Genomic DNA, 16,052 nt, shown 5'->3' on the forward strand with positions numbered 1-16,052 from the left:
TGTTACCAAAACCGCCCGGTTCATACCGGGCGGTTTTTTTTGCTCTGCCGATTGGCTAACGTCAGGCCGATGCCCGTTTAAGCACGCTCTACGTTGGTAAAATCAGAGCACTCACGCTTCCGACGCATTCCGTCTCCCCAATGTCCCGTTCGCTCGAAATTCTCAAGGAAGTATTTGGCTATCCGGCTTTTCGCGGGCAGCAGGGCGATATTGTCGAACATGTGGCGGCCGGCGGAGACTCGCTCGTGCTCATGCCAACCGGCGGAGGGAAGTCGTTGTGTTACCAGATTCCCGCCTTATTAAGACGTGAAGCGGGATTCGGTGCGGGGATTGTCGTTTCGCCACTGATTGCGTTGATGCAGGATCAGGTTGCGGCTCTTAGCGAAGTTGGCGTGCGCGCCGCTTGCCTGAATTCCACGCTGACTGGCGCCGAAGCCGCAGCCACTGAGCGTGCGCTTCGCAACGGCGAGATCGACTTGTTGTATGTCGCGCCCGAACGCTTGATGACGCCGCGCTTTCTCGACCTGATCGAAAACGTGCGCATTGGCCTGTTTGCTATCGACGAAGCGCATTGCGTGTCGCAGTGGGGTCACGATTTCCGGCCCGAATATATTCAGTTGTCGGTGCTGCATGAGCGGTTTCCGTCGGTGCCGCGAATTGCCCTGACAGCCACGGCAGACGCCATTACGCGCGATGAAATCGTTCACCGACTCGCTCTGGACGACGCCCGAATTTTCGTCTCGAGCTTCGACCGGCCGAACATCCGGTATCGGATCGTGGAGAAAGACAACGCGCGTGCGCAGTTGCTCGACTTCATCCGCGCCGAGCATACGAACCCTGACAAGACTACCGACGCCGGGGTGATCTATTGCCTGTCGCGGCGCAAGGTGGAAGAAACCGCGGACTGGCTGAAGAGCCAGGGTGTGCGCGCGTTGCCTTACCACGCGGGCATGGAGTACGAAACGCGCCAGCGGCATCAGGAAATGTTCAAGCGCGAAGAGGGCATCGTCATGTGCGCGACGATTGCTTTCGGCATGGGTATCGACAAGCCGGATGTGCGTTTTGTCGCGCATCTCGATCTGCCCAAGAGCGTGGAAGGCTATTACCAGGAAACGGGCCGTGCGGGCCGCGACGGCATGCCGGCGAACGCCTGGATGGCTTACGGCCTGGGCGACGTTGTCCAGCAGCGCAAGATGATCGACGAATCGGATGCGGACGACACCCATAAGCGTGTGCAGGGCGGCAAGCTCGACGCGCTGCTCGGGCTGTGCGAAGCGGCGTCCTGCCGGCGCGTGCGCCTGCTTGGCTACTTCGGCGAGGCCAGCCAGCCATGCGGTAATTGCGACACGTGCCTTGATCCGCCCGAATCGTGGGATGCAACGCGCGAGGCGCAGATGGCGCTGTCTTGTGTGTATCGCGCGTATAAGGCAAGCGGCTTTCATTTCGGTGCGGGACATTTGATCGATATCCTGCGCGGCAGCCGCTCCGAGAAACTGCTTCAGCGTGGTCACGAGAAGCTTTCTACTTTCGGTCTCGGCGCCGCGTTGTCGGAGCAGGAGTGGCGCGCGGTGTTTCGTCAACTGGTCGCGTTTGGCTACCTCGCGGTCGACCACGACGGCTTTGGTGCACTGATCCTCACCGAGGCGAGCAAGGCCGTGCTCAAGGGCGAGCAGAACGTGACGCTGCGCAAGTACGTCAAGCCGACCCGCACGCGTCAGTCGTCCAGCCGGACGGGCGAACGCGCCGATCCGACCACGGGCATGTCGCCGCGCGTCAAAGCCCGCTGGGAAAGGCTGCGGGCGTGGCGAGCGAGCATGGCGAAAAGCGACGGCGTGCCGGCTTATGTCATTTTCCACGATGCAACGCTGGCCGAAATCGCCCGCAACGAGCCGGATTCCATCGATGACCTGCGGCAGATTCCTGGAATTGGCGCGCGCAAGCTGGACCGTTTCGGCGACGAATTGCTGGAAGTAGTCGGCGCAGACTAGCTTTTTACGCGCCGAAGGCACGGTCGGGCATCCAAGATATTGACTGCATTGGGAATTTCAGATTATGATGCTAGGTTCTCGTTCTTGGATCTGCTAACAAGGTTTTCCTTGCAAGCACGAACATGAAGGGAAAGTTCGATGCGCAGGCCGTTTTGCTTTGCCCGAAACGGCGGCGTCGATTTTGATCAATTTAGGAATAGACAATGCCAACCATCAATCAATTGGTTCGCAAAGGCCGCGCTTCAGAAACAGTGAAGAGCAAGTCGCCGGCTTTGCAGGACTGCCCGCAGCGTCGCGGCGTGTGCACTCGCGTGTACACGACGACGCCGAAGAAGCCGAACTCGGCACTTCGTAAAGTTGCCAAGGTTCGTTTGACGAACGGCTTCGAAGTCATTTCGTACATCGGTGGTGAAGGCCACAACCTGCAGGAACACTCGGTCGTGCTAATTCGCGGCGGCCGTGTGAAAGACTTGCCGGGTGTACGCTATCACATGGTTCGCGGCTCGCTGGATACCCAGGGCGTCAAGGATCGCAAGCAAGCTCGCTCGAAGTACGGTGCGAAGCGCGCCAAGGCTGGCAAGTAAGTTTTTGCCGGTTGAGCTGTACAGGTTGCCCGTAAAAGGGCGTTCAAGCGGTGGTGCCGGAAGTGCCGGTGCTGTCGAGTAAGTGGTCACCCGGCCAAGCTGGTTAGTCAATAGATGGATCGGGTTAGTTGGTGACCGCGGGGCCAATATGGCTCCAACTGAAAAATCAAAGGAAGAAACATGCCGCGTCGTCGCGAAGTCCCCAAGCGGGACATTTTGCCGGATCCGAAATTCGGCAACGTAGATGTAGCCAAGTTCATGAACGTGATCATGCTGTCGGGCAAGAAGTCGGTTGCCGAGCGTATTGTTTATGGTGCTTTTGAACAGATCCAGACCAAGGGTGGCAAGGACCCGCTGGAAGTGTTCACGGGTGCGCTCAACAACGTGAAGCCGGTGGTGGAAGTGAAGAGCCGCCGCGTTGGTGGTGCGAACTATCAAGTTCCAGTGGAAGTGCGTCCGTCGCGTCGTATGGCATTGGCGATGCGTTGGTTGCGCGAAGCTGCGAAAAAGCGCAGCGAGAAGTCGATGGCCCTGCGTCTCGCAGGTGAGCTTTCGGAAGCCGCGGAAGGCCGCGGCGGCGCGATGAAGAAGCGCGACGAGGTTCACCGGATGGCAGAAGCCAACAAGGCGTTCTCGCACTTCCGCTTCTAAGGCTGCTTTTAGGCCTCCCGACCTGGGACGAACGGAAAACCTCCGGGCGGGTGCGCTTACCAAGCGCCTCGCCCGTTTGTGTTAGGGCGTGACTGGCATGGGCTGGTCGCGTCGACCCAATTAAGGATTCAAAGTGGCTCGCAAGACACCTATCGAGCGCTACCGTAATATCGGTATTAGCGCTCACATCGATGCCGGCAAGACGACGACGACCGAACGCATCCTATTTTACACGGGCGTGAACCACAAGATCGGTGAAGTTCACGACGGCGCAGCAACCATGGACTGGATGGAGCAGGAGCAGGAGCGCGGCATCACCATTACGTCGGCAGCAACGACGGCCTTCTGGAAAGGCATGGCCGGCGACCGCCCCGAGCACCGCATCAACATCATCGACACCCCCGGACACGTCGACTTCACGATTGAAGTTGAACGTTCCATGCGCGTGCTCGACGGTGCGTGCATGGTTTATTGCGCTGTGGGCGGCGTTCAGCCCCAGTCGGAAACCGTGTGGCGCCAGGCCAACAAGTACAAGGTTCCTCGTCTCGCGTTCATTAACAAGATGGACCGTACTGGTGCGAACTTCTTCAAGGTCTACGACCAGCTCAAGCTGCGTCTGAAGGCGAACCCGGTTCCGGTCGTCGTGCCTATTGGCGCGGAAGACACGTTCACGGGTGTTGTCGACCTGATCAAGATGAAGGCGATCATTTGGGACGAAGCGTCCCAGGGCACCAAGTTCTCGTACGAGGACATTCCGGCAGCGTTGCAGGCGACGTGTGAAGAATGGCGCGGAAAGATGGTTGAAGCCGCTGCTGAAGCCAACGAAGAGATGATGAACAAGTACCTCGAAACGGGCGAATTGTCCGAAGAGGAAATCGTGAAGGGTCTGCGTGACCGCACGATCGCTTGTGAAATCCAGCCTATGCTGTGCGGAACCGCGTTCAAGAACAAGGGCGTGCAGCGCATGCTGGACGCTGTGCTGGACTTCCTGCCGTCGCCTATCGATATTCCGCCGGTTCTGGGCGAGCTGGAAGATGGCGAACGCGCTGAACGCCGCGCCGCTGACGACGAAAAGTTCTCGGCACTCGCATTCAAGATCATGACCGACCCGTTCGTCGGCCAGTTGATCTTCTTCCGCGTTTATTCGGGTACGACCAAGTCGGGCGACACGTTGCTGAACGCGACCAAGGACAAGAAAGAGCGTCTCGGTCGTATTTTGCTGATGCACGCAAACCAGCGCGAAGAAATCAAGGAAGTGCACGCGGGGGATATCGCTGCTGCTGTTGGGCTGAAAGAAGCCACGACGGGCGACACGTTGTGCGATCCGCAACACCCGATCGTCCTGGAACGCATGATTTTCCCGGAACCGGTGATTTCGCAGGCCGTGGAACCGAAGACGAAGGTTGACCAGGAAAAGATGGGCCTCGCGCTCAACCGCCTAGCTCAGGAAGATCCGTCGTTCCGCGTTCAAACCGACGAAGAATCCGGCCAGACCATCATTTCGGGCATGGGCGAGCTTCACCTCGAAATTCTGGTCGACCGCATGAAGCGCGAATTTGGCGTTGAGGCAACGGTTGGCAAGCCGCAAGTTGCGTATCGCGAAACGATTCGCAGCAAGGCTGAGGACGTTGATGGCAAGTTCGTGAAGCAGTCGGGCGGTCGTGGTCAGTACGGACACGCTGTCATTACGCTCGAGCCGAATGAACAAGGCAAGGGCTACGAGTTCCTGGACGAGATCAAGGGCGGCGTGATTCCGCGCGAGTACATCCCGGCCGTGGACAAGGGTATTCAGGAAACGCTGAAGGCTGGCGTGCTGGCAGGCTTCCCGGTCGTCGACGTCAAGGTTCACCTGACGTTCGGTTCGTACCATGATGTCGACTCGAACGAAAATGCGTTCCGCATGGCCGGTTCGATGGCGTTCAAGGAAGCAATGCGCCGTGCAAGCCCGGTTATCCTCGAGCCGATGATGGCTGTGGAAGTGGAAACGCCGGAAGACTACATGGGCAACGTGATGGGCGATCTTTCGAGCCGTCGCGGTATTGTTCAGGGTATGGAAGATATGATTGGCGGCGGCAAGATCGTGCGCGCTGAAGTCCCCTTGTCGGAAATGTTCGGCTATTCGACGTCGCTGCGTTCAGCGACACAAGGTCGCGCAACGTACACGATGGAGTTCAAGCACTATTCGGAAGCTCCGCGTAACGTCTCCGAAGCGATCATCAACGCGAAATCCAAGTAATTCGGCAAGCTACAAGTCTTTAACCGATCAACATTTTTGAAAGAAGGCAATCATGGCAAAAGGTAAATTCGAACGGACCAAGCCGCACGTCAACGTAGGCACGATTGGTCACGTCGACCACGGCAAGACCACGCTGACGGCAGCGATCGCGACGGTGTTGTCGAAGAAGTTCGGCGGCGAAGCGAAGGCATATGACCAGATCGACGCGGCGCCGGAAGAAAAGGCACGTGGTATCACGATCAACACGGCGCACGTCGAGTACGAAACACAGAACCGCCACTACGCGCACGTTGACTGCCCGGGTCACGCCGACTATGTGAAGAACATGATTACGGGTGCAGCGCAGATGGACGGCGCAATCCTGGTGTGTTCGGCTGCGGACGGCCCGATGCCGCAAACGCGTGAGCACATCCTGTTGGCCCGTCAGGTTGGCGTGCCGTACATTATCGTGTTCCTGAACAAGTGCGACATGGTTGACGACGCCGAGTTGCTGGAACTGGTGGAAATGGAAGTGCGCGAGCTTCTGTCGAAGTACGACTTCCCGGGCGACGACACGCCGATCATCAAGGGTTCGGCCAAGCTGGCGCTGGAAGGCGACACGGGCGAGCTGGGTGAAGTGGCAATTCTGAACCTGGCCAACGCGCTGGACACGTACATCCCGACGCCGGAGCGTGCAGTTGACGGTACGTTCCTGATGCCGGTGGAAGACGTGTTCTCGATCTCGGGTCGCGGCACGGTGGTGACGGGCCGTATCGAGCGTGGCGTGGTGAAGGTGGGCGAAGAAATCGAAATCATCGGTATCAAGCCGACGGTGAAGACGACGTGCACGGGCGTGGAAATGTTCCGCAAGCTGCTGGATCAAGGTCAGGCGGGCGACAACGTGGGTATTCTGTTGCGCGGCACGAAGCGTGAAGACGTGGAGCGTGGTCAAGTGCTGGCCAAGCCGGGTTCGATCACGCCGCACACGCACTTCACGGCTGAAGTGTATGTGTTGAGCAAGGACGAAGGCGGCCGTCATACGCCGTTCTTCAACAACTATCGCCCGCAGTTCTACTTCCGTACCACGGACGTGACGGGTTCGATCGAGTTGCCGAAGGACAAGGAAATGGTGATGCCGGGCGACAACGTGTCGATTACGGTGAAGCTGATTGCACCGATCGCCATGGAAGAGGGCTTGCGCTTCGCCATCCGTGAAGGCGGTCGTACCGTCGGCGCCGGTGTCGTGGCCAAGGTTCTCGAGTAAAATCCTGAGCTTGTTTTAAAAGCTTGTAGTTTGTAGTCGTGCCCGGAGCCGGGCGCACGTGCCCAACGCGTACCCGGCTCCTTGCTCTTTTACCAAATCGACGGTGCAACACCGTCTCGCTCTTTCAAGGAATTGTCATGGCAAACCAGAAAATCCGCATTCGCCTGAAGGCTTTCGACTATCGTCTGATCGATCAATCGGCTGCCGAAATCGTCGATACCGCGAAGCGGACTGGCGCAATCGTACGTGGCCCGGTGCCGCTGCCGACCCGTATCCAACGTTTTGACATTTTGCGTTCGCCGCACGTCAACAAGGCGTCGCGCGATCAGCTTGAAATCCGTACCCACCAGCGCCTGATGGACATCGTCGACCCGACGGACAAGACCGTTGACGCGTTGATGAAGCTCGACTTGCCGGCTGGCGTCGACGTCGAAATCAAGTTGCAGTAAGTTTCACCCGTGCGGCTCTCACGAGGAGCCGCGCTAAGTCTTTGATTGCTTGCGGAAAACGAAAAGCCTTGTTATACTCCAAGGCTTTTCGCGCATTTGCGCAAAAAAGTCGGCTTTTCTCGAGATGAGTTCTCAGGAATTGGCCGGCATTTTGTAAATCAGCCCCGACCAATCGCAGTTGGGAATGGAGAAAACGATGAGCCTTGGACTCGTAGGTCGCAAGGTTGGCATGACCCGTATCTTTACGCCTGAAGGGGATTCGATTCCCGTCACCGTACTGGACGTGTCGGACAACCGAGTGACGCAGATCAAGTCTGTAGAAACGGATGGTTACATCGCCGTTCAAGTTGCATTCGGCACTCGCCGCGCATCGCGCGTGACGAAGCCGCTGGCAGGTCACCTTGCCAAAGCCGGCGTTCAAGCTGGTGAAGTTCTCAAAGAATTCCAGATCGATTCCACGAAGGCTGCCGAGTTGTCGAACGGTACCGTGATCGGTACGGACATCTTCGAAGTGGGCCAGAAAGTCGACGTGCAAGGCGTGTCGATCGGTAAGGGCTACGCCGGTACCATCAAACGTCACAACTTTGCTTCGGGTCGCGCATCGCACGGTAACTCGCGTTCGCACAACGTTCCTGGTTCGATCGGTATGGCGCAGGATCCGGGTCGTGTTTTCCCGGGTAAGCGCATGACGGGTCACATGGGCGACGAAACGGTTACGGTGCAGAATCTCGTGATCGCTCGCATTGACGCTGACCGCAATCTGTTGCTGGTTCGCGGCGCTGTTCCTGGCGCCAAGGGCGGTAAGGTCTTCGTGACGCCGGCAGTCAAGGCGCGCGCTGTGAAAGGAGCGAAATAATGGAACTTAAGCTCCTGAACGCCAATGGTCAGGAAGGCACGGGTGTGAACGCATCGGACGTCGTGTTCGGTCGCGATTACAACGAAGCGCTGATCCATCAGGTCGTCACGGCCTATCAAGCCAACGCACGTAGCGGTAACCGCGCGCAGAAGGATCGTGAGCAAGTCAAGCACACGACCAAGAAGCCGTGGCGCCAAAAGGGTACGGGCCGCGCTCGTGCCGGTATGTCGTCGAGCCCGTTGTGGCGCGGCGGTGGCCGTATCTTCCCGAATTCGCCGGAAGAAAACTTTTCGCACAAGGTCAACAAGAAGATGCATCGCGCAGGTCTCTGCTCGATCTTCTCGCAGCTCGCCCGCGAAGGCCGTATTTCGGTAGTTGACGAGCTCACGCTCGAAGCGCCGAAGACGAAGCTGCTGGCCGAAAAATTCAAGGCAATGGGTCTGGAATCGGTCCTGGTCATTACTGACACGGTCGACGAAAACCTGTACCTCGCGTCGCGCAATCTGGCCCACGTGGCCGTTGTCGAGCCGCGTTACGCCGACCCGCTCTCGTTGATCTACTTCAAGAAGATCCTGATTACGAAGGCTGCGGTCGCCCAGATCGAGGAGTTGCTGTCATGAGCGAGATTCGCAAGAACGATCATCGTTTGATGCAGGTCCTGCTCGCGCCGGTAGTCTCCGAAAAGGCGACGCTGGTGGCCGACAAGAACGAGCAAGTCGTGTTCGAAGTCGCGCCCGATGCCACGAAGCAGGAAGTGAAGGCCGCTGTCGAGCTGCTGTTCAAGGTGGAAGTCAATTCCGTCAACGTGCTGGTCACGAAGGGTAAAGCCAAGCGCTTTGGCCGCTTCATGGGCAAGCGCAAAGACGTGAAGAAGGCGTATGTCTGCCTGAAGCCCGGCCAGGAAATCAACTTTGAAGCGGAGGCCAAGTAATCATGGCAATCGTAAAAGTTAAGCCGACTTCGCCGGGTCGCCGCGCGATGGTCAAGGTGGTCAACAAGGATCTGTACAAGGGCAAGCCGCACGCAGCGCTGCTCGACTCGCAGTCCGTGACCGCCGGCCGGAACAACTCCGGTCGCATCACGACGCGTCACAAGGGTGGCGGTCATAAGCAGCACTACCGTATGGTCGATTTCCGTCGCAACAAGGACGGCATTCCGGCAAAGATCGAACGTCTTGAATACGATCCGAACCGTAGCGCGAACATTGCGCTGGTTCTGTACGCAGACGGCGAGCGCAAGTACATCATCGCTCCGAAGGGCGCGACGGTGGGTCAGTCGTTGATGTCGGGTTCGGAAGCGCCGATCCGCTCGGGTAATACCCTGCCGATCCGCAACATTCCGGTCGGTACGACGATTCACTGCATCGAAATGCTGCCGGGCAAGGGCGCGCAAATGGCGCGTTCGGCTGGCACGTCCGCAATGCTGCTGGCTCGCGAAGGCACGTACGCTCAGGTTCGCCTGCGTTCGGGTGAAATTCGCCGTGTGCACGTTGAGTGCCGCGCGACGATTGGTGAAGTTGGCAACGAAGAGCACAGCCTCCGTCAAATCGGTAAGGCCGGTGCTAACCGCTGGCGCGGTATCCGCCCGACGGTGCGTGGCGTTGCAATGAACCCGGTCGATCACCCGCACGGTGGTGGTGAAGGTAAGACGGCAGCAGGTCGCGATCCGGTCAGCCCGTGGGGAACCCCGGCCAAGGGTTATCGCACCCGCAGCAACAAGCGCACGACGACGATGATCGTTCAGCGCCGTCACAAGCGCTAAGGAGTAAGCAATGGCACGTTCTGTTAAAAAAGGTCCGTTCTGCGACGCTCATTTGCTGAAGAAGGTTGAGGCTGCCGCAGCTGCGCGTGACAAGAAACCGATCAAGACCTGGTCGCGTCGTTCGACGATCCTGCCGGACTTTATCGGTCTGACGATCGCCGTGCATAACGGCCGTCAACACGTCCCGGTTTATGTTTCGGAAAACATGGTCGGCCACAAACTTGGCGAGTTCGCATTGACCCGTACGTTCAAGGGTCATGCAGCCGACAAGAAGGCCAAGAAATAAGGGGCTATCAAGATGGAAGTAAAAGCTATTCATCGCGGTGCCCGCATCTCGGCGCAGAAAACGCGTCTTGTGGCTGACCAGATCCGTGGTTTGCCGGTCGACAAGGCGCTGAACGTTCTGACGTTCTCGCCGAAGAAGGCGGCGGGTATTGTCAAGAAGGTCGTGTTGTCTGCGATCGCGAATGCGGAACACAACGAAGGCGCCGACATCGACGAGCTCAAGGTAACGAGCATCATGGTCGACAAGGCCGCTTCCCTGAAGCGTTTTACCGCGCGTGCAAAAGGCCGCGGTAACCGCATCGAGAAGCAATCCTGTCACATCACTGTGACGGTCGGGAATTAAGGAGCCATACGATGGGACAAAAAATTCATCCGACAGGCTTCCGTCTGGCTGTCAGCCGAAATTGGGCGTCGCGTTGGTACGCGAACAACACCAATTTCGCGTCGATGCTGCAGGAAGACATCGGTGTTCGTGAGTACCTGAAGAAGAAGCTGAAAAACGCTTCGGTTGGTCGGGTGGTCATCGAGCGTCCGGCAAAGAACGCACGTATCACGATTTACAGCTCGCGTCCGGGCGTTGTGATCGGCAAGAAGGGCGAGGATATCGAACTGTTGAAGTCGGAGCTGCAACGCCGCATGGGCGTTCCGGTCCACGTCAACATCGAAGAAATCCGCAAGCCGGAAACCGATGCACAGTTGATCGCTGATTCGATCACGCAGCAACTCGAGCGCCGGATCATGTTCCGCCGCGCGATGAAGCGTGCGATGCAAAACGCCATGCGTCTGGGTGCCCAGGGCATCAAGATCATGAGCGCGGGCCGTCTCAACGGTATCGAAATCGCTCGTACGGAGTGGTATCGCGAAGGTCGCGTTCCGCTTCACACGCTGCGTGCCGATATTGACTACGCAACCTCGGAAGCGAAGACGACCTACGGCATCATCGGCGTGAAAGTGTGGGTCTACAAGGGCGACACGCTGGGCCGCAATGATGCTCCGGTGGTCGAAGAAGTAGCCGAAGACAAGCGTCCGCGCCGCAACGCACGTCCGGGTGGCGATCGCCGTCCGCGTCGTGACGGTGAAGGTGGTGGCCCGGCAAACGCAGGTGCGCGCCGTGGCGCTCCCCGTCGTGCTGGCGGTGCCGGCGGCGACGGGAAGACTGGAGAATAACGATGCTGCAACCGAAACGCAGAAAGTATCGCAAAGAGCAAAAGGGTCGTAACACCGGCAAGGCGACGCGCGGCAACGCAGTGTCGTTCGGTGAATATGGCCTGAAGGCTATCGGTCGCGGCCGTTTGACCGCGCGCCAAATCGAAGCGGCGCGTCGTGCAATGACGCGTCACATTAAACGTGGCGGCCGTATCTGGATCCGCATTTTCCCGGACAAGCCGATCTCGCAAAAGCCGGCTGAAGTACGGATGGGTAACGGTAAAGGTAACCCTGAGTACTACGTCGCAGAGATTCAACCGGGCAAGATGTTGTATGAAATGGACGGTGTTACTGAAGAGTTGGCACGTGAAGCGTTCCGTCTGGCTGCAGCGAAGCTGCCGCTGAAGACGTACTTCGTTTCGCGCCAGCTCGGCGCCTAAGGAGCAATGATGAAGGCTTCCGAACTTCACCAGAAAGACCAGGCCGCTCTCAATCAAGAGCTGACGGACCTGCTGAAGGCGCAATTCGGCCTGCGCATGCAACTCGCGACCCAGCAATTGACGAATAACAGTCAATTGAAGAAGGTTCGTCGCGACATCGCTCGTGTGCGGACCGTCCTGACTGAGAAGGCGAACCAGAAATGAACGATAGCGTAAAAACCTCGCTCAAGCGGACGCTGGTCGGCAAGGTCGTCAGCAACAAGATGGAAAAGACGGTCACCGTGCTGGTCGAGCATCGCGTAAAGCACCCGATCTACGGCAAGTACGTCGTACGGTCGAAGAAGTACCACGCTCACGACGACGCGAACACGTATAACGAAGGCGATCTCGTCGAGATCCAGGAAACCCGTCCTATTTCCAAGACGAAAGCCTGGGTTGTGTCGAAATTGCTGGAAGCTGCACGCGTTATTTAAGCGGTAAATTGCTACAAAGAAGTGTCGCAGTAACTTTCGCTTGCAAGACCGAAATTATGCGTTATAATCTCGGTCTTCCCTCTTTGTGGGAGCCCCATCGCGGGCGAAGTAGGTGGGGGAAGCCGGTGCGAACGCCAGTTCGTGCTGACAGATTCACCGGATTGCGATGGCGGGTTTCGTCTGCCCTCGCTGCCTGTTCTAACCCAAGCAGCCACCAGGCTGACGGGACCAAGACTGACCGGGTGCGCCATGGTGGCGTAGCTGGATTAAGTTGGGAAAGATAAACCATGATTCAGACCGAAACTCGGCTTGAAGTTGCCGACAACACGGGTGCACGTGAAGTGATGTGCATCAAGGTGCTCGGCGGCTCGAAGCGTCGTTACGCTAGCATTGGCGACATCATCAAGGTGACCGTCAAGGAAGCAACGCCGCGCGGACGCGTGAAGAAGGGCGAAATCTACAACGCCGTGGTCGTTCGTACGGCCAAGGGCGTGCGCCGCCAGGACGGCTCGCTGATCAAGTTCGACGGCAATGCCGCCGTACTTTTGAATGCCAAGCTCGAGCCTATCGGTACGCGTATTTTCGGACCGGTTACGCGTGAATTGCGTAGTGAACGATTTATGAAGATCGTTTCGCTCGCGCCGGAAGTGCTGTAAGGAGTCGCGATGAATAAGATTCGCAAAGGTGACGAAGTTATCGTTACCGCTGGCAAAGATAAAGGCAAGCGCGGCGTCGTGCTGTCCGTTGGTGAAGAGCGTGTGACGGTCGAGGGTATCAATCTCGTCAAGAAGCATGTCAAGCCGAACCCGATGAAGGGTACGACGGGCGGCGTGGAAGCCAAGACGATGCCGCTGCATATTTCGAACGTCGCATTGGTCGACGCGAATGGCAAGGCGTCACGTGTGGGCATCAAGGTCGAAGGCGACAAGAAGGTTCGCTTCTTGAAGTCGACCGGTGCCACGCTTAGCGTCTGACGCGGAGTAAAAAATGGCACGTCTGCAAGAATTTTATAAAGAGAAGGTTGTACCCGGCCTCGTTGAGAAGTTCGGCTACAAGTCCATCATGGAAGTGCCGCGCATCACCAAGATCACCCTGAACATGGGTCTTGGCGAAGCCGTCGCCGACAAGAAGATCATCGAAAACGCCGTTGGCGACCTGACGAAGATTGCTGGCCAGAAGCCGGTTATCACGAAGGCACGCAAGGCTATCGCTGGCTTCAAGATTCGTCAGGGCTACCCGATCGGCGCGATGGTTACGCTGCGCGGCCAGGCCATGTACGAATTTCTCGATCGTTTCGTGACGGTTGCGCTCCCCCGGGTTCGCGACTTCCGCGGTGTATCGGGTCGTGCGTTCGACGGTCGCGGCAACTACAACATCGGTGTGAAAGAGCAGATCATTTTCCCCGAGATCGACTACGACAAGATCGACGCGCTTCGTGGGCTGAACATCAGCATCACGACGACCGCGAAGACTGACGATGAAGCGAAGGCACTGCTCGCCAGCTTCAAGTTCCCGTTCAGAAACTGAGGTTACCGTGGCTAAACTGGCACTGATCGAACGTGAAAAGAAGCGTGCTCGCCTCGCTGCAAAGTACGCTCCCAAGCGTACGGCGCTCAAGGCAGTCATCGATGACGCGAGCAAGTCGGACGAAGAGCGTTACGCCGCTCGTCTCGAACTGCAACAACTGCCCCGCAACTCGAACCCCACTCGCAAGCGTAACCGCTGCGCGATCACGGGTCGTCCGCGTGGCACGTTCCGCAAATTCGGATTGGCACGCAGCAAGATTCGCGAAATCGCTTTCCGCGGCGAAATCCCTGGCCTGACCAAGGCGAGCTGGTAATAGGAGATACGTAAATGAGCATGAGTGATCCTATCGCCGATATGCTGACTCGCATCCGCAATGCGCAGATGGTTGAGAAAGTGTCGGTGACAATGCCCTCGTCGAAAGTCAAGGTTGCGATTGCGCAGGTTTTGAAGGACGAAGGTTATATCGACGATTTCGCAGTGAAGTCTGAAGGTGCGAAGTCGGAATTGAATATCGCGTTGAAGTACTACGCTGGCCGTCCGGTTATCGAGCGCATTGAACGCGTCTCGAAGCCTGGTCTGCGTGTGTATCGCGGTCGTAACGACATTCCGGTTGTGATGAACGGTCTTGGCGTTGCAATCGTGTCGACGCCCCAGGGTGTGATGACCGACCGCAAGGCGCGCCAGACCGGCGTCGGCGGCGAAGTCCTCTGCTACGTCGCTTAAGCCGAAAAGGAGAAGAAACATGTCTCGAGTAGGTAAAAGCCCGATTACGCTGCCGCAAGGCGCGGAAGTGGCCTTTAGCGGCGAAGTGATCACCGTCAAGGGCCCGCTGGGTACGATTACGCAAGCGGCCAACCCGCTTGTTACGGTAGCAAACGACAACGGCACGCTCAACTTCGCCCCGGCTGATGAAAGCCGTGAAGCGAATGCGATGTCGGGCACGATGCGCGCTCTTGTGGCGAACATGGTGAATGGCGTTACGAAGGGTTTCGAGCGCAAGCTGACGCTGGTTGGCGTTGGTTATCGCGCGCAGGCGCAGGGCGACAAGCTGAATCTGTCGCTGGGTTTCTCGCACCCCGTGGTGCACGCGATGCCGGAAGGCGTCAAAGTTGAAACCCCGACGCAAACCGAAATCGTGATCAAGGGGATCGACAAGCAGAAAGTTGGCCAGGTCGCTGCGGAAGTTCGTGGCTACCGTCCGCCGGAGCCTTATAAGGGCAAGGGCGTGCGCTACTTCGGCGAAGTCGTCATCCTCAAAGAAACGAAGAAGAAGTAAGGGTGCGCAATCATGGATAAGACTCAATCTCGCCTGCGCCGCGCTAAACAGACGCGCGTCAAGATCGCTGAGCTGCAGGTCGCACGTCTGGCTGTGCATCGCACGAACACGCATATCTATGCGCAAGTGTTCTCGCCGTGCGGCACCAAGGTGCTGGCAAGCGCGTCGACGCTCGAAGCTGAAGTGCGTGCCGAACTGGCCGACAAGACCGGTAAGGGCGGCAACGTCAACGCTGCGATCGCTGTCGGTAAGCGTATTGCTGAAAAAGCCAAGGCAGCCGGCGTCGAATCCGTCGCCTTCGACCGTTCAGGTTTCCGTTACCACGGCCGCGTGAAAGCGCTGGCTGATGCGGCACGCGAAGCCGGACTCAAGTTCTAAGGGAAGAATTCGTCATGGCAAAGATGCAAGCGAATGTGAAGGCTGAAGAACGCGACGACGGCCTCCGTGAAAAGATGATCGCGGTCAATCGCGTGACCAAGGTTGTGAAGGGCGGCCGGATTCTCGGTTTTGCCGCACTGACCGTGGTTGGCGATGGCGACGGCCGCATCGGCATGGGCAAGGGCAAAGCGAAAGAAGTTCCGGTTGCTGTTCAAAAGGCAATGGAACAAGCACGCCGCAACATGTTCAAGGTGCCGTTGAAGAACGGTACGCTGCAACACGAAGTGCACGGTAAGCATGGCGCATCCGCTGTTCTTTTGGCTCCGGCCAAGGACGGTACGGGTGTTATCGCCGGCGGCCCGATGCGCGCAGTGTTCGACGTGATGGGCGTTCAAAACGTTGTGGCGAAGAGCCACGGTTCGACGAATCCGTACAACCTCGTTCGTGCAACGCTCGACGGTCTGCGCAAGCAGTCCACGCCGGGCGACATCGCGGCGAAGCGCGGCAAGTCCGTCGAAGATATTTTGGGCTAAGCCAGGTGGTCACCATGTCTGAAAAAACTGTCAAGGTTCAGCTCGTGAAGAGCCTGATTGGGACCCGTGAAACGCATCGTGCAACGGTGCGTGGTCTGGGCCTGCGCCGACTCAACTCGGTCAGCGAACTGCAGGACACGCCGGCAGTGCGCGGGATGATCAACAAGGTTTCGTACCTTGTCAAAGTCCTCAGCTAAGCGGCTGACCAGGGATCAAGGAGTTGAAT

Annotated in this window: 25 protein-coding genes; all 25 read left to right on the top strand. The window is 57.9% G+C overall.

The features are described from left to right. The first annotated feature begins 140 nt into the window (after positions 1 to 140). The 25 genes from recQ to rpmD all read left to right on the top strand — a co-directional run bounded on the left by recQ (position 141) and on the right by rpmD (position 16,023). Positions 141 to 1,988 (top strand): DNA helicase RecQ, encoded by a 1,848-nt coding sequence (gene recQ, locus AWB64_RS25290; protein ID WP_060858183.1) that lies wholly within the window; start codon positions 141 to 143, stop codon positions 1,986 to 1,988. Positions 1,989 to 2,191: 203 nt separating this feature from the next. Further along, positions 2,192 to 2,572, top strand: coding sequence for a 30S ribosomal protein S12 (gene rpsL, locus AWB64_RS25295; protein WP_035935550.1), 381 nt, complete (start codon positions 2,192 to 2,194; stop codon positions 2,570 to 2,572). 180 nt (positions 2,573 to 2,752) lie between these two features. Next, a complete protein-coding gene (rpsG, locus tag AWB64_RS25300; protein ID WP_031361587.1) occupies positions 2,753 to 3,223 on the top strand; it encodes a 30S ribosomal protein S7 in 471 nt (156 codons plus the stop codon). Between the two features lie 133 nt (positions 3,224 to 3,356). Next, a complete protein-coding gene (gene fusA, locus AWB64_RS25305; protein ID WP_060858184.1) occupies positions 3,357 to 5,459 on the top strand; it encodes an elongation factor G in 2,103 nt (700 codons plus the stop codon). Between the two features lie 52 nt (positions 5,460 to 5,511). Further along, complete coding sequence (tuf, locus tag AWB64_RS25310; protein WP_060858177.1) at positions 5,512 to 6,702, top strand: elongation factor Tu; 1,191 nt, start codon at positions 5,512 to 5,514, stop codon at positions 6,700 to 6,702. Positions 6,703 to 6,839: 137 nt separating this feature from the next. Beyond that, on the top strand, positions 6,840 to 7,151 hold the full coding sequence (rpsJ, locus tag AWB64_RS25315) for a 30S ribosomal protein S10 (RefSeq protein WP_056355405.1): 312 nt from the start codon (positions 6,840 to 6,842) through the stop codon (positions 7,149 to 7,151). 196 nt (positions 7,152 to 7,347) lie between these two features. Continuing rightward, positions 7,348 to 8,007, top strand: a complete 660-nt coding sequence (rplC, locus tag AWB64_RS25320; protein WP_060858185.1) for a 50S ribosomal protein L3 — start codon at positions 7,348 to 7,350, stop codon at positions 8,005 to 8,007. Beyond that, entirely contained in the window at positions 8,007 to 8,627 is a 621-nt protein-coding gene (gene rplD, locus AWB64_RS25325) for a 50S ribosomal protein L4 (RefSeq protein WP_056355407.1), read from the top strand. Before rplC ends, rplD begins: the two co-directional genes overlap by 1 nt. Next, positions 8,624 to 8,938, top strand: coding sequence for a 50S ribosomal protein L23 (gene rplW / locus AWB64_RS25330; RefSeq protein ID WP_060858186.1), 315 nt, complete (start codon positions 8,624 to 8,626; stop codon positions 8,936 to 8,938). The genes rplD and rplW overlap by 4 nt, the downstream gene beginning before the upstream one ends. 2 nt (positions 8,939 to 8,940) lie before the next feature. Further along, complete coding sequence (rplB, locus tag AWB64_RS25335) at positions 8,941 to 9,768, top strand: 50S ribosomal protein L2 (protein ID WP_060858187.1); 828 nt, start codon at positions 8,941 to 8,943, stop codon at positions 9,766 to 9,768. A 10-nt stretch (positions 9,769 to 9,778) separates the two neighbouring features. Next, positions 9,779 to 10,054, top strand: coding sequence for a 30S ribosomal protein S19 (rpsS, locus tag AWB64_RS25340; RefSeq protein WP_031361579.1), 276 nt, complete (start codon positions 9,779 to 9,781; stop codon positions 10,052 to 10,054). Positions 10,055 to 10,066: 12 nt separating this feature from the next. Further along, positions 10,067 to 10,396 carry a 50S ribosomal protein L22 gene (gene rplV / locus AWB64_RS25345; protein ID WP_031361578.1) on the top strand — a complete coding sequence of 110 codons (330 nt, stop codon included), beginning with the start codon at positions 10,067 to 10,069 and terminating at the stop codon, positions 10,394 to 10,396. A gap of 11 nt (positions 10,397 to 10,407) precedes the next feature. Next, on the top strand, positions 10,408 to 11,220 hold the full coding sequence (gene rpsC / locus AWB64_RS25350) for a 30S ribosomal protein S3 (protein ID WP_047845338.1): 813 nt from the start codon (positions 10,408 to 10,410) through the stop codon (positions 11,218 to 11,220). 2 nt (positions 11,221 to 11,222) lie between these two features. Further along, the gene (rplP, locus tag AWB64_RS25355) at positions 11,223 to 11,639 is read left to right on the top strand and encodes a 50S ribosomal protein L16 (protein ID WP_031361576.1); all 417 of its coding nucleotides are present in this window, start codon (positions 11,223 to 11,225) and stop codon (positions 11,637 to 11,639) included. A 9-nt stretch (positions 11,640 to 11,648) separates the two neighbouring features. Continuing rightward, complete coding sequence (gene rpmC / locus AWB64_RS25360; protein WP_047845339.1) at positions 11,649 to 11,843, top strand: 50S ribosomal protein L29; 195 nt, start codon at positions 11,649 to 11,651, stop codon at positions 11,841 to 11,843. After that, complete coding sequence (gene rpsQ, locus AWB64_RS25365; RefSeq protein ID WP_056355415.1) at positions 11,840 to 12,112, top strand: 30S ribosomal protein S17; 273 nt, start codon at positions 11,840 to 11,842, stop codon at positions 12,110 to 12,112. Before rpmC ends, rpsQ begins: the two co-directional genes overlap by 4 nt. A 287-nt stretch (positions 12,113 to 12,399) precedes the next feature. Continuing rightward, the gene (rplN, locus tag AWB64_RS25370) at positions 12,400 to 12,768 is read left to right on the top strand and encodes a 50S ribosomal protein L14 (protein ID WP_006052212.1); all 369 of its coding nucleotides are present in this window, start codon (positions 12,400 to 12,402) and stop codon (positions 12,766 to 12,768) included. A 9-nt stretch (positions 12,769 to 12,777) separates the two neighbouring features. After that, on the top strand, positions 12,778 to 13,086 hold the full coding sequence (gene rplX, locus AWB64_RS25375) for a 50S ribosomal protein L24 (protein ID WP_056355419.1): 309 nt from the start codon (positions 12,778 to 12,780) through the stop codon (positions 13,084 to 13,086). Between the two features lie 13 nt (positions 13,087 to 13,099). Continuing rightward, the gene (gene rplE, locus AWB64_RS25380) at positions 13,100 to 13,639 is read left to right on the top strand and encodes a 50S ribosomal protein L5 (protein WP_035933066.1); all 540 of its coding nucleotides are present in this window, start codon (positions 13,100 to 13,102) and stop codon (positions 13,637 to 13,639) included. Positions 13,640 to 13,646: 7 nt separating this feature from the next. Continuing rightward, positions 13,647 to 13,952, top strand: coding sequence for a 30S ribosomal protein S14 (rpsN, locus tag AWB64_RS25385; RefSeq protein WP_031361570.1), 306 nt, complete (start codon positions 13,647 to 13,649; stop codon positions 13,950 to 13,952). Positions 13,953 to 13,966: 14 nt separating this feature from the next. Continuing rightward, positions 13,967 to 14,362 carry a 30S ribosomal protein S8 gene (gene rpsH, locus AWB64_RS25390; protein ID WP_031361569.1) on the top strand — a complete coding sequence of 132 codons (396 nt, stop codon included), beginning with the start codon at positions 13,967 to 13,969 and terminating at the stop codon, positions 14,360 to 14,362. A gap of 19 nt (positions 14,363 to 14,381) precedes the next feature. Further along, complete coding sequence (rplF, locus tag AWB64_RS25395) at positions 14,382 to 14,915, top strand: 50S ribosomal protein L6 (protein WP_056355422.1); 534 nt, start codon at positions 14,382 to 14,384, stop codon at positions 14,913 to 14,915. A gap of 12 nt (positions 14,916 to 14,927) precedes the next feature. After that, complete coding sequence (gene rplR, locus AWB64_RS25400; RefSeq protein WP_047845342.1) at positions 14,928 to 15,293, top strand: 50S ribosomal protein L18; 366 nt, start codon at positions 14,928 to 14,930, stop codon at positions 15,291 to 15,293. Positions 15,294 to 15,307: 14 nt separating this feature from the next. After that, the gene (gene rpsE / locus AWB64_RS25405) at positions 15,308 to 15,826 is read left to right on the top strand and encodes a 30S ribosomal protein S5 (protein ID WP_031361566.1); all 519 of its coding nucleotides are present in this window, start codon (positions 15,308 to 15,310) and stop codon (positions 15,824 to 15,826) included. Between the two features lie 14 nt (positions 15,827 to 15,840). After that, positions 15,841 to 16,023 carry a 50S ribosomal protein L30 gene (rpmD, locus tag AWB64_RS25410; RefSeq protein WP_056355429.1) on the top strand — a complete coding sequence of 61 codons (183 nt, stop codon included), beginning with the start codon at positions 15,841 to 15,843 and terminating at the stop codon, positions 16,021 to 16,023. The last annotated feature ends 29 nt before the right edge of the window (positions 16,024 to 16,052 follow it).

Source organism: Caballeronia sordidicola (assembly GCF_001544455.2).
GTDB lineage: Bacteria > Pseudomonadota > Gammaproteobacteria > Burkholderiales > Burkholderiaceae > Caballeronia > Caballeronia sordidicola.

Excerpts from the sequence above, each read along its gene's own strand:
- recQ (WP_060858183.1), top strand. The coding sequence starts at position 141 with ATGTCCCGTTCGCTCGAAATTCTCAAGGAAGTATTTGGCTATCCGGCT.
- rpsL (WP_035935550.1), top strand. The coding sequence starts at position 2,192 with ATGCCAACCATCAATCAATTGGTTCGCAAAGGCCGCGCTTCAGAAACA.
- rpsG (WP_031361587.1), top strand. The coding sequence starts at position 2,753 with ATGCCGCGTCGTCGCGAAGTCCCCAAGCGGGACATTTTGCCGGATCCG.
- tuf (WP_060858177.1), top strand. The coding sequence starts at position 5,512 with ATGGCAAAAGGTAAATTCGAACGGACCAAGCCGCACGTCAACGTAGGC.
- rpsJ (WP_056355405.1), top strand. The coding sequence starts at position 6,840 with ATGGCAAACCAGAAAATCCGCATTCGCCTGAAGGCTTTCGACTATCGT.
- rplC (WP_060858185.1), top strand. The coding sequence starts at position 7,348 with ATGAGCCTTGGACTCGTAGGTCGCAAGGTTGGCATGACCCGTATCTTT.
- rplD (WP_056355407.1), top strand. The coding sequence starts at position 8,007 with ATGGAACTTAAGCTCCTGAACGCCAATGGTCAGGAAGGCACGGGTGTG.
- rplW (WP_060858186.1), top strand. The coding sequence starts at position 8,624 with ATGAGCGAGATTCGCAAGAACGATCATCGTTTGATGCAGGTCCTGCTC.
- rplB (WP_060858187.1), top strand. The coding sequence starts at position 8,941 with ATGGCAATCGTAAAAGTTAAGCCGACTTCGCCGGGTCGCCGCGCGATG.
- rpsS (WP_031361579.1), top strand. The coding sequence starts at position 9,779 with ATGGCACGTTCTGTTAAAAAAGGTCCGTTCTGCGACGCTCATTTGCTG.
- rplV (WP_031361578.1), top strand. The coding sequence starts at position 10,067 with ATGGAAGTAAAAGCTATTCATCGCGGTGCCCGCATCTCGGCGCAGAAA.
- rpsC (WP_047845338.1), top strand. The coding sequence starts at position 10,408 with ATGGGACAAAAAATTCATCCGACAGGCTTCCGTCTGGCTGTCAGCCGA.
- rplP (WP_031361576.1), top strand. The coding sequence starts at position 11,223 with ATGCTGCAACCGAAACGCAGAAAGTATCGCAAAGAGCAAAAGGGTCGT.
- rpmC (WP_047845339.1), top strand. The coding sequence starts at position 11,649 with ATGAAGGCTTCCGAACTTCACCAGAAAGACCAGGCCGCTCTCAATCAA.
- rpsQ (WP_056355415.1), top strand. The coding sequence starts at position 11,840 with ATGAACGATAGCGTAAAAACCTCGCTCAAGCGGACGCTGGTCGGCAAG.
- rplN (WP_006052212.1), top strand. The coding sequence starts at position 12,400 with ATGATTCAGACCGAAACTCGGCTTGAAGTTGCCGACAACACGGGTGCA.
- rplX (WP_056355419.1), top strand. The coding sequence starts at position 12,778 with ATGAATAAGATTCGCAAAGGTGACGAAGTTATCGTTACCGCTGGCAAA.
- rplE (WP_035933066.1), top strand. The coding sequence starts at position 13,100 with ATGGCACGTCTGCAAGAATTTTATAAAGAGAAGGTTGTACCCGGCCTC.
- rpsH (WP_031361569.1), top strand. The coding sequence starts at position 13,967 with ATGAGCATGAGTGATCCTATCGCCGATATGCTGACTCGCATCCGCAAT.
- rplF (WP_056355422.1), top strand. The coding sequence starts at position 14,382 with ATGTCTCGAGTAGGTAAAAGCCCGATTACGCTGCCGCAAGGCGCGGAA.
- rplR (WP_047845342.1), top strand. The coding sequence starts at position 14,928 with ATGGATAAGACTCAATCTCGCCTGCGCCGCGCTAAACAGACGCGCGTC.
- rpsE (WP_031361566.1), top strand. The coding sequence starts at position 15,308 with ATGGCAAAGATGCAAGCGAATGTGAAGGCTGAAGAACGCGACGACGGC.
- rpmD (WP_056355429.1), top strand. The coding sequence starts at position 15,841 with ATGTCTGAAAAAACTGTCAAGGTTCAGCTCGTGAAGAGCCTGATTGGG.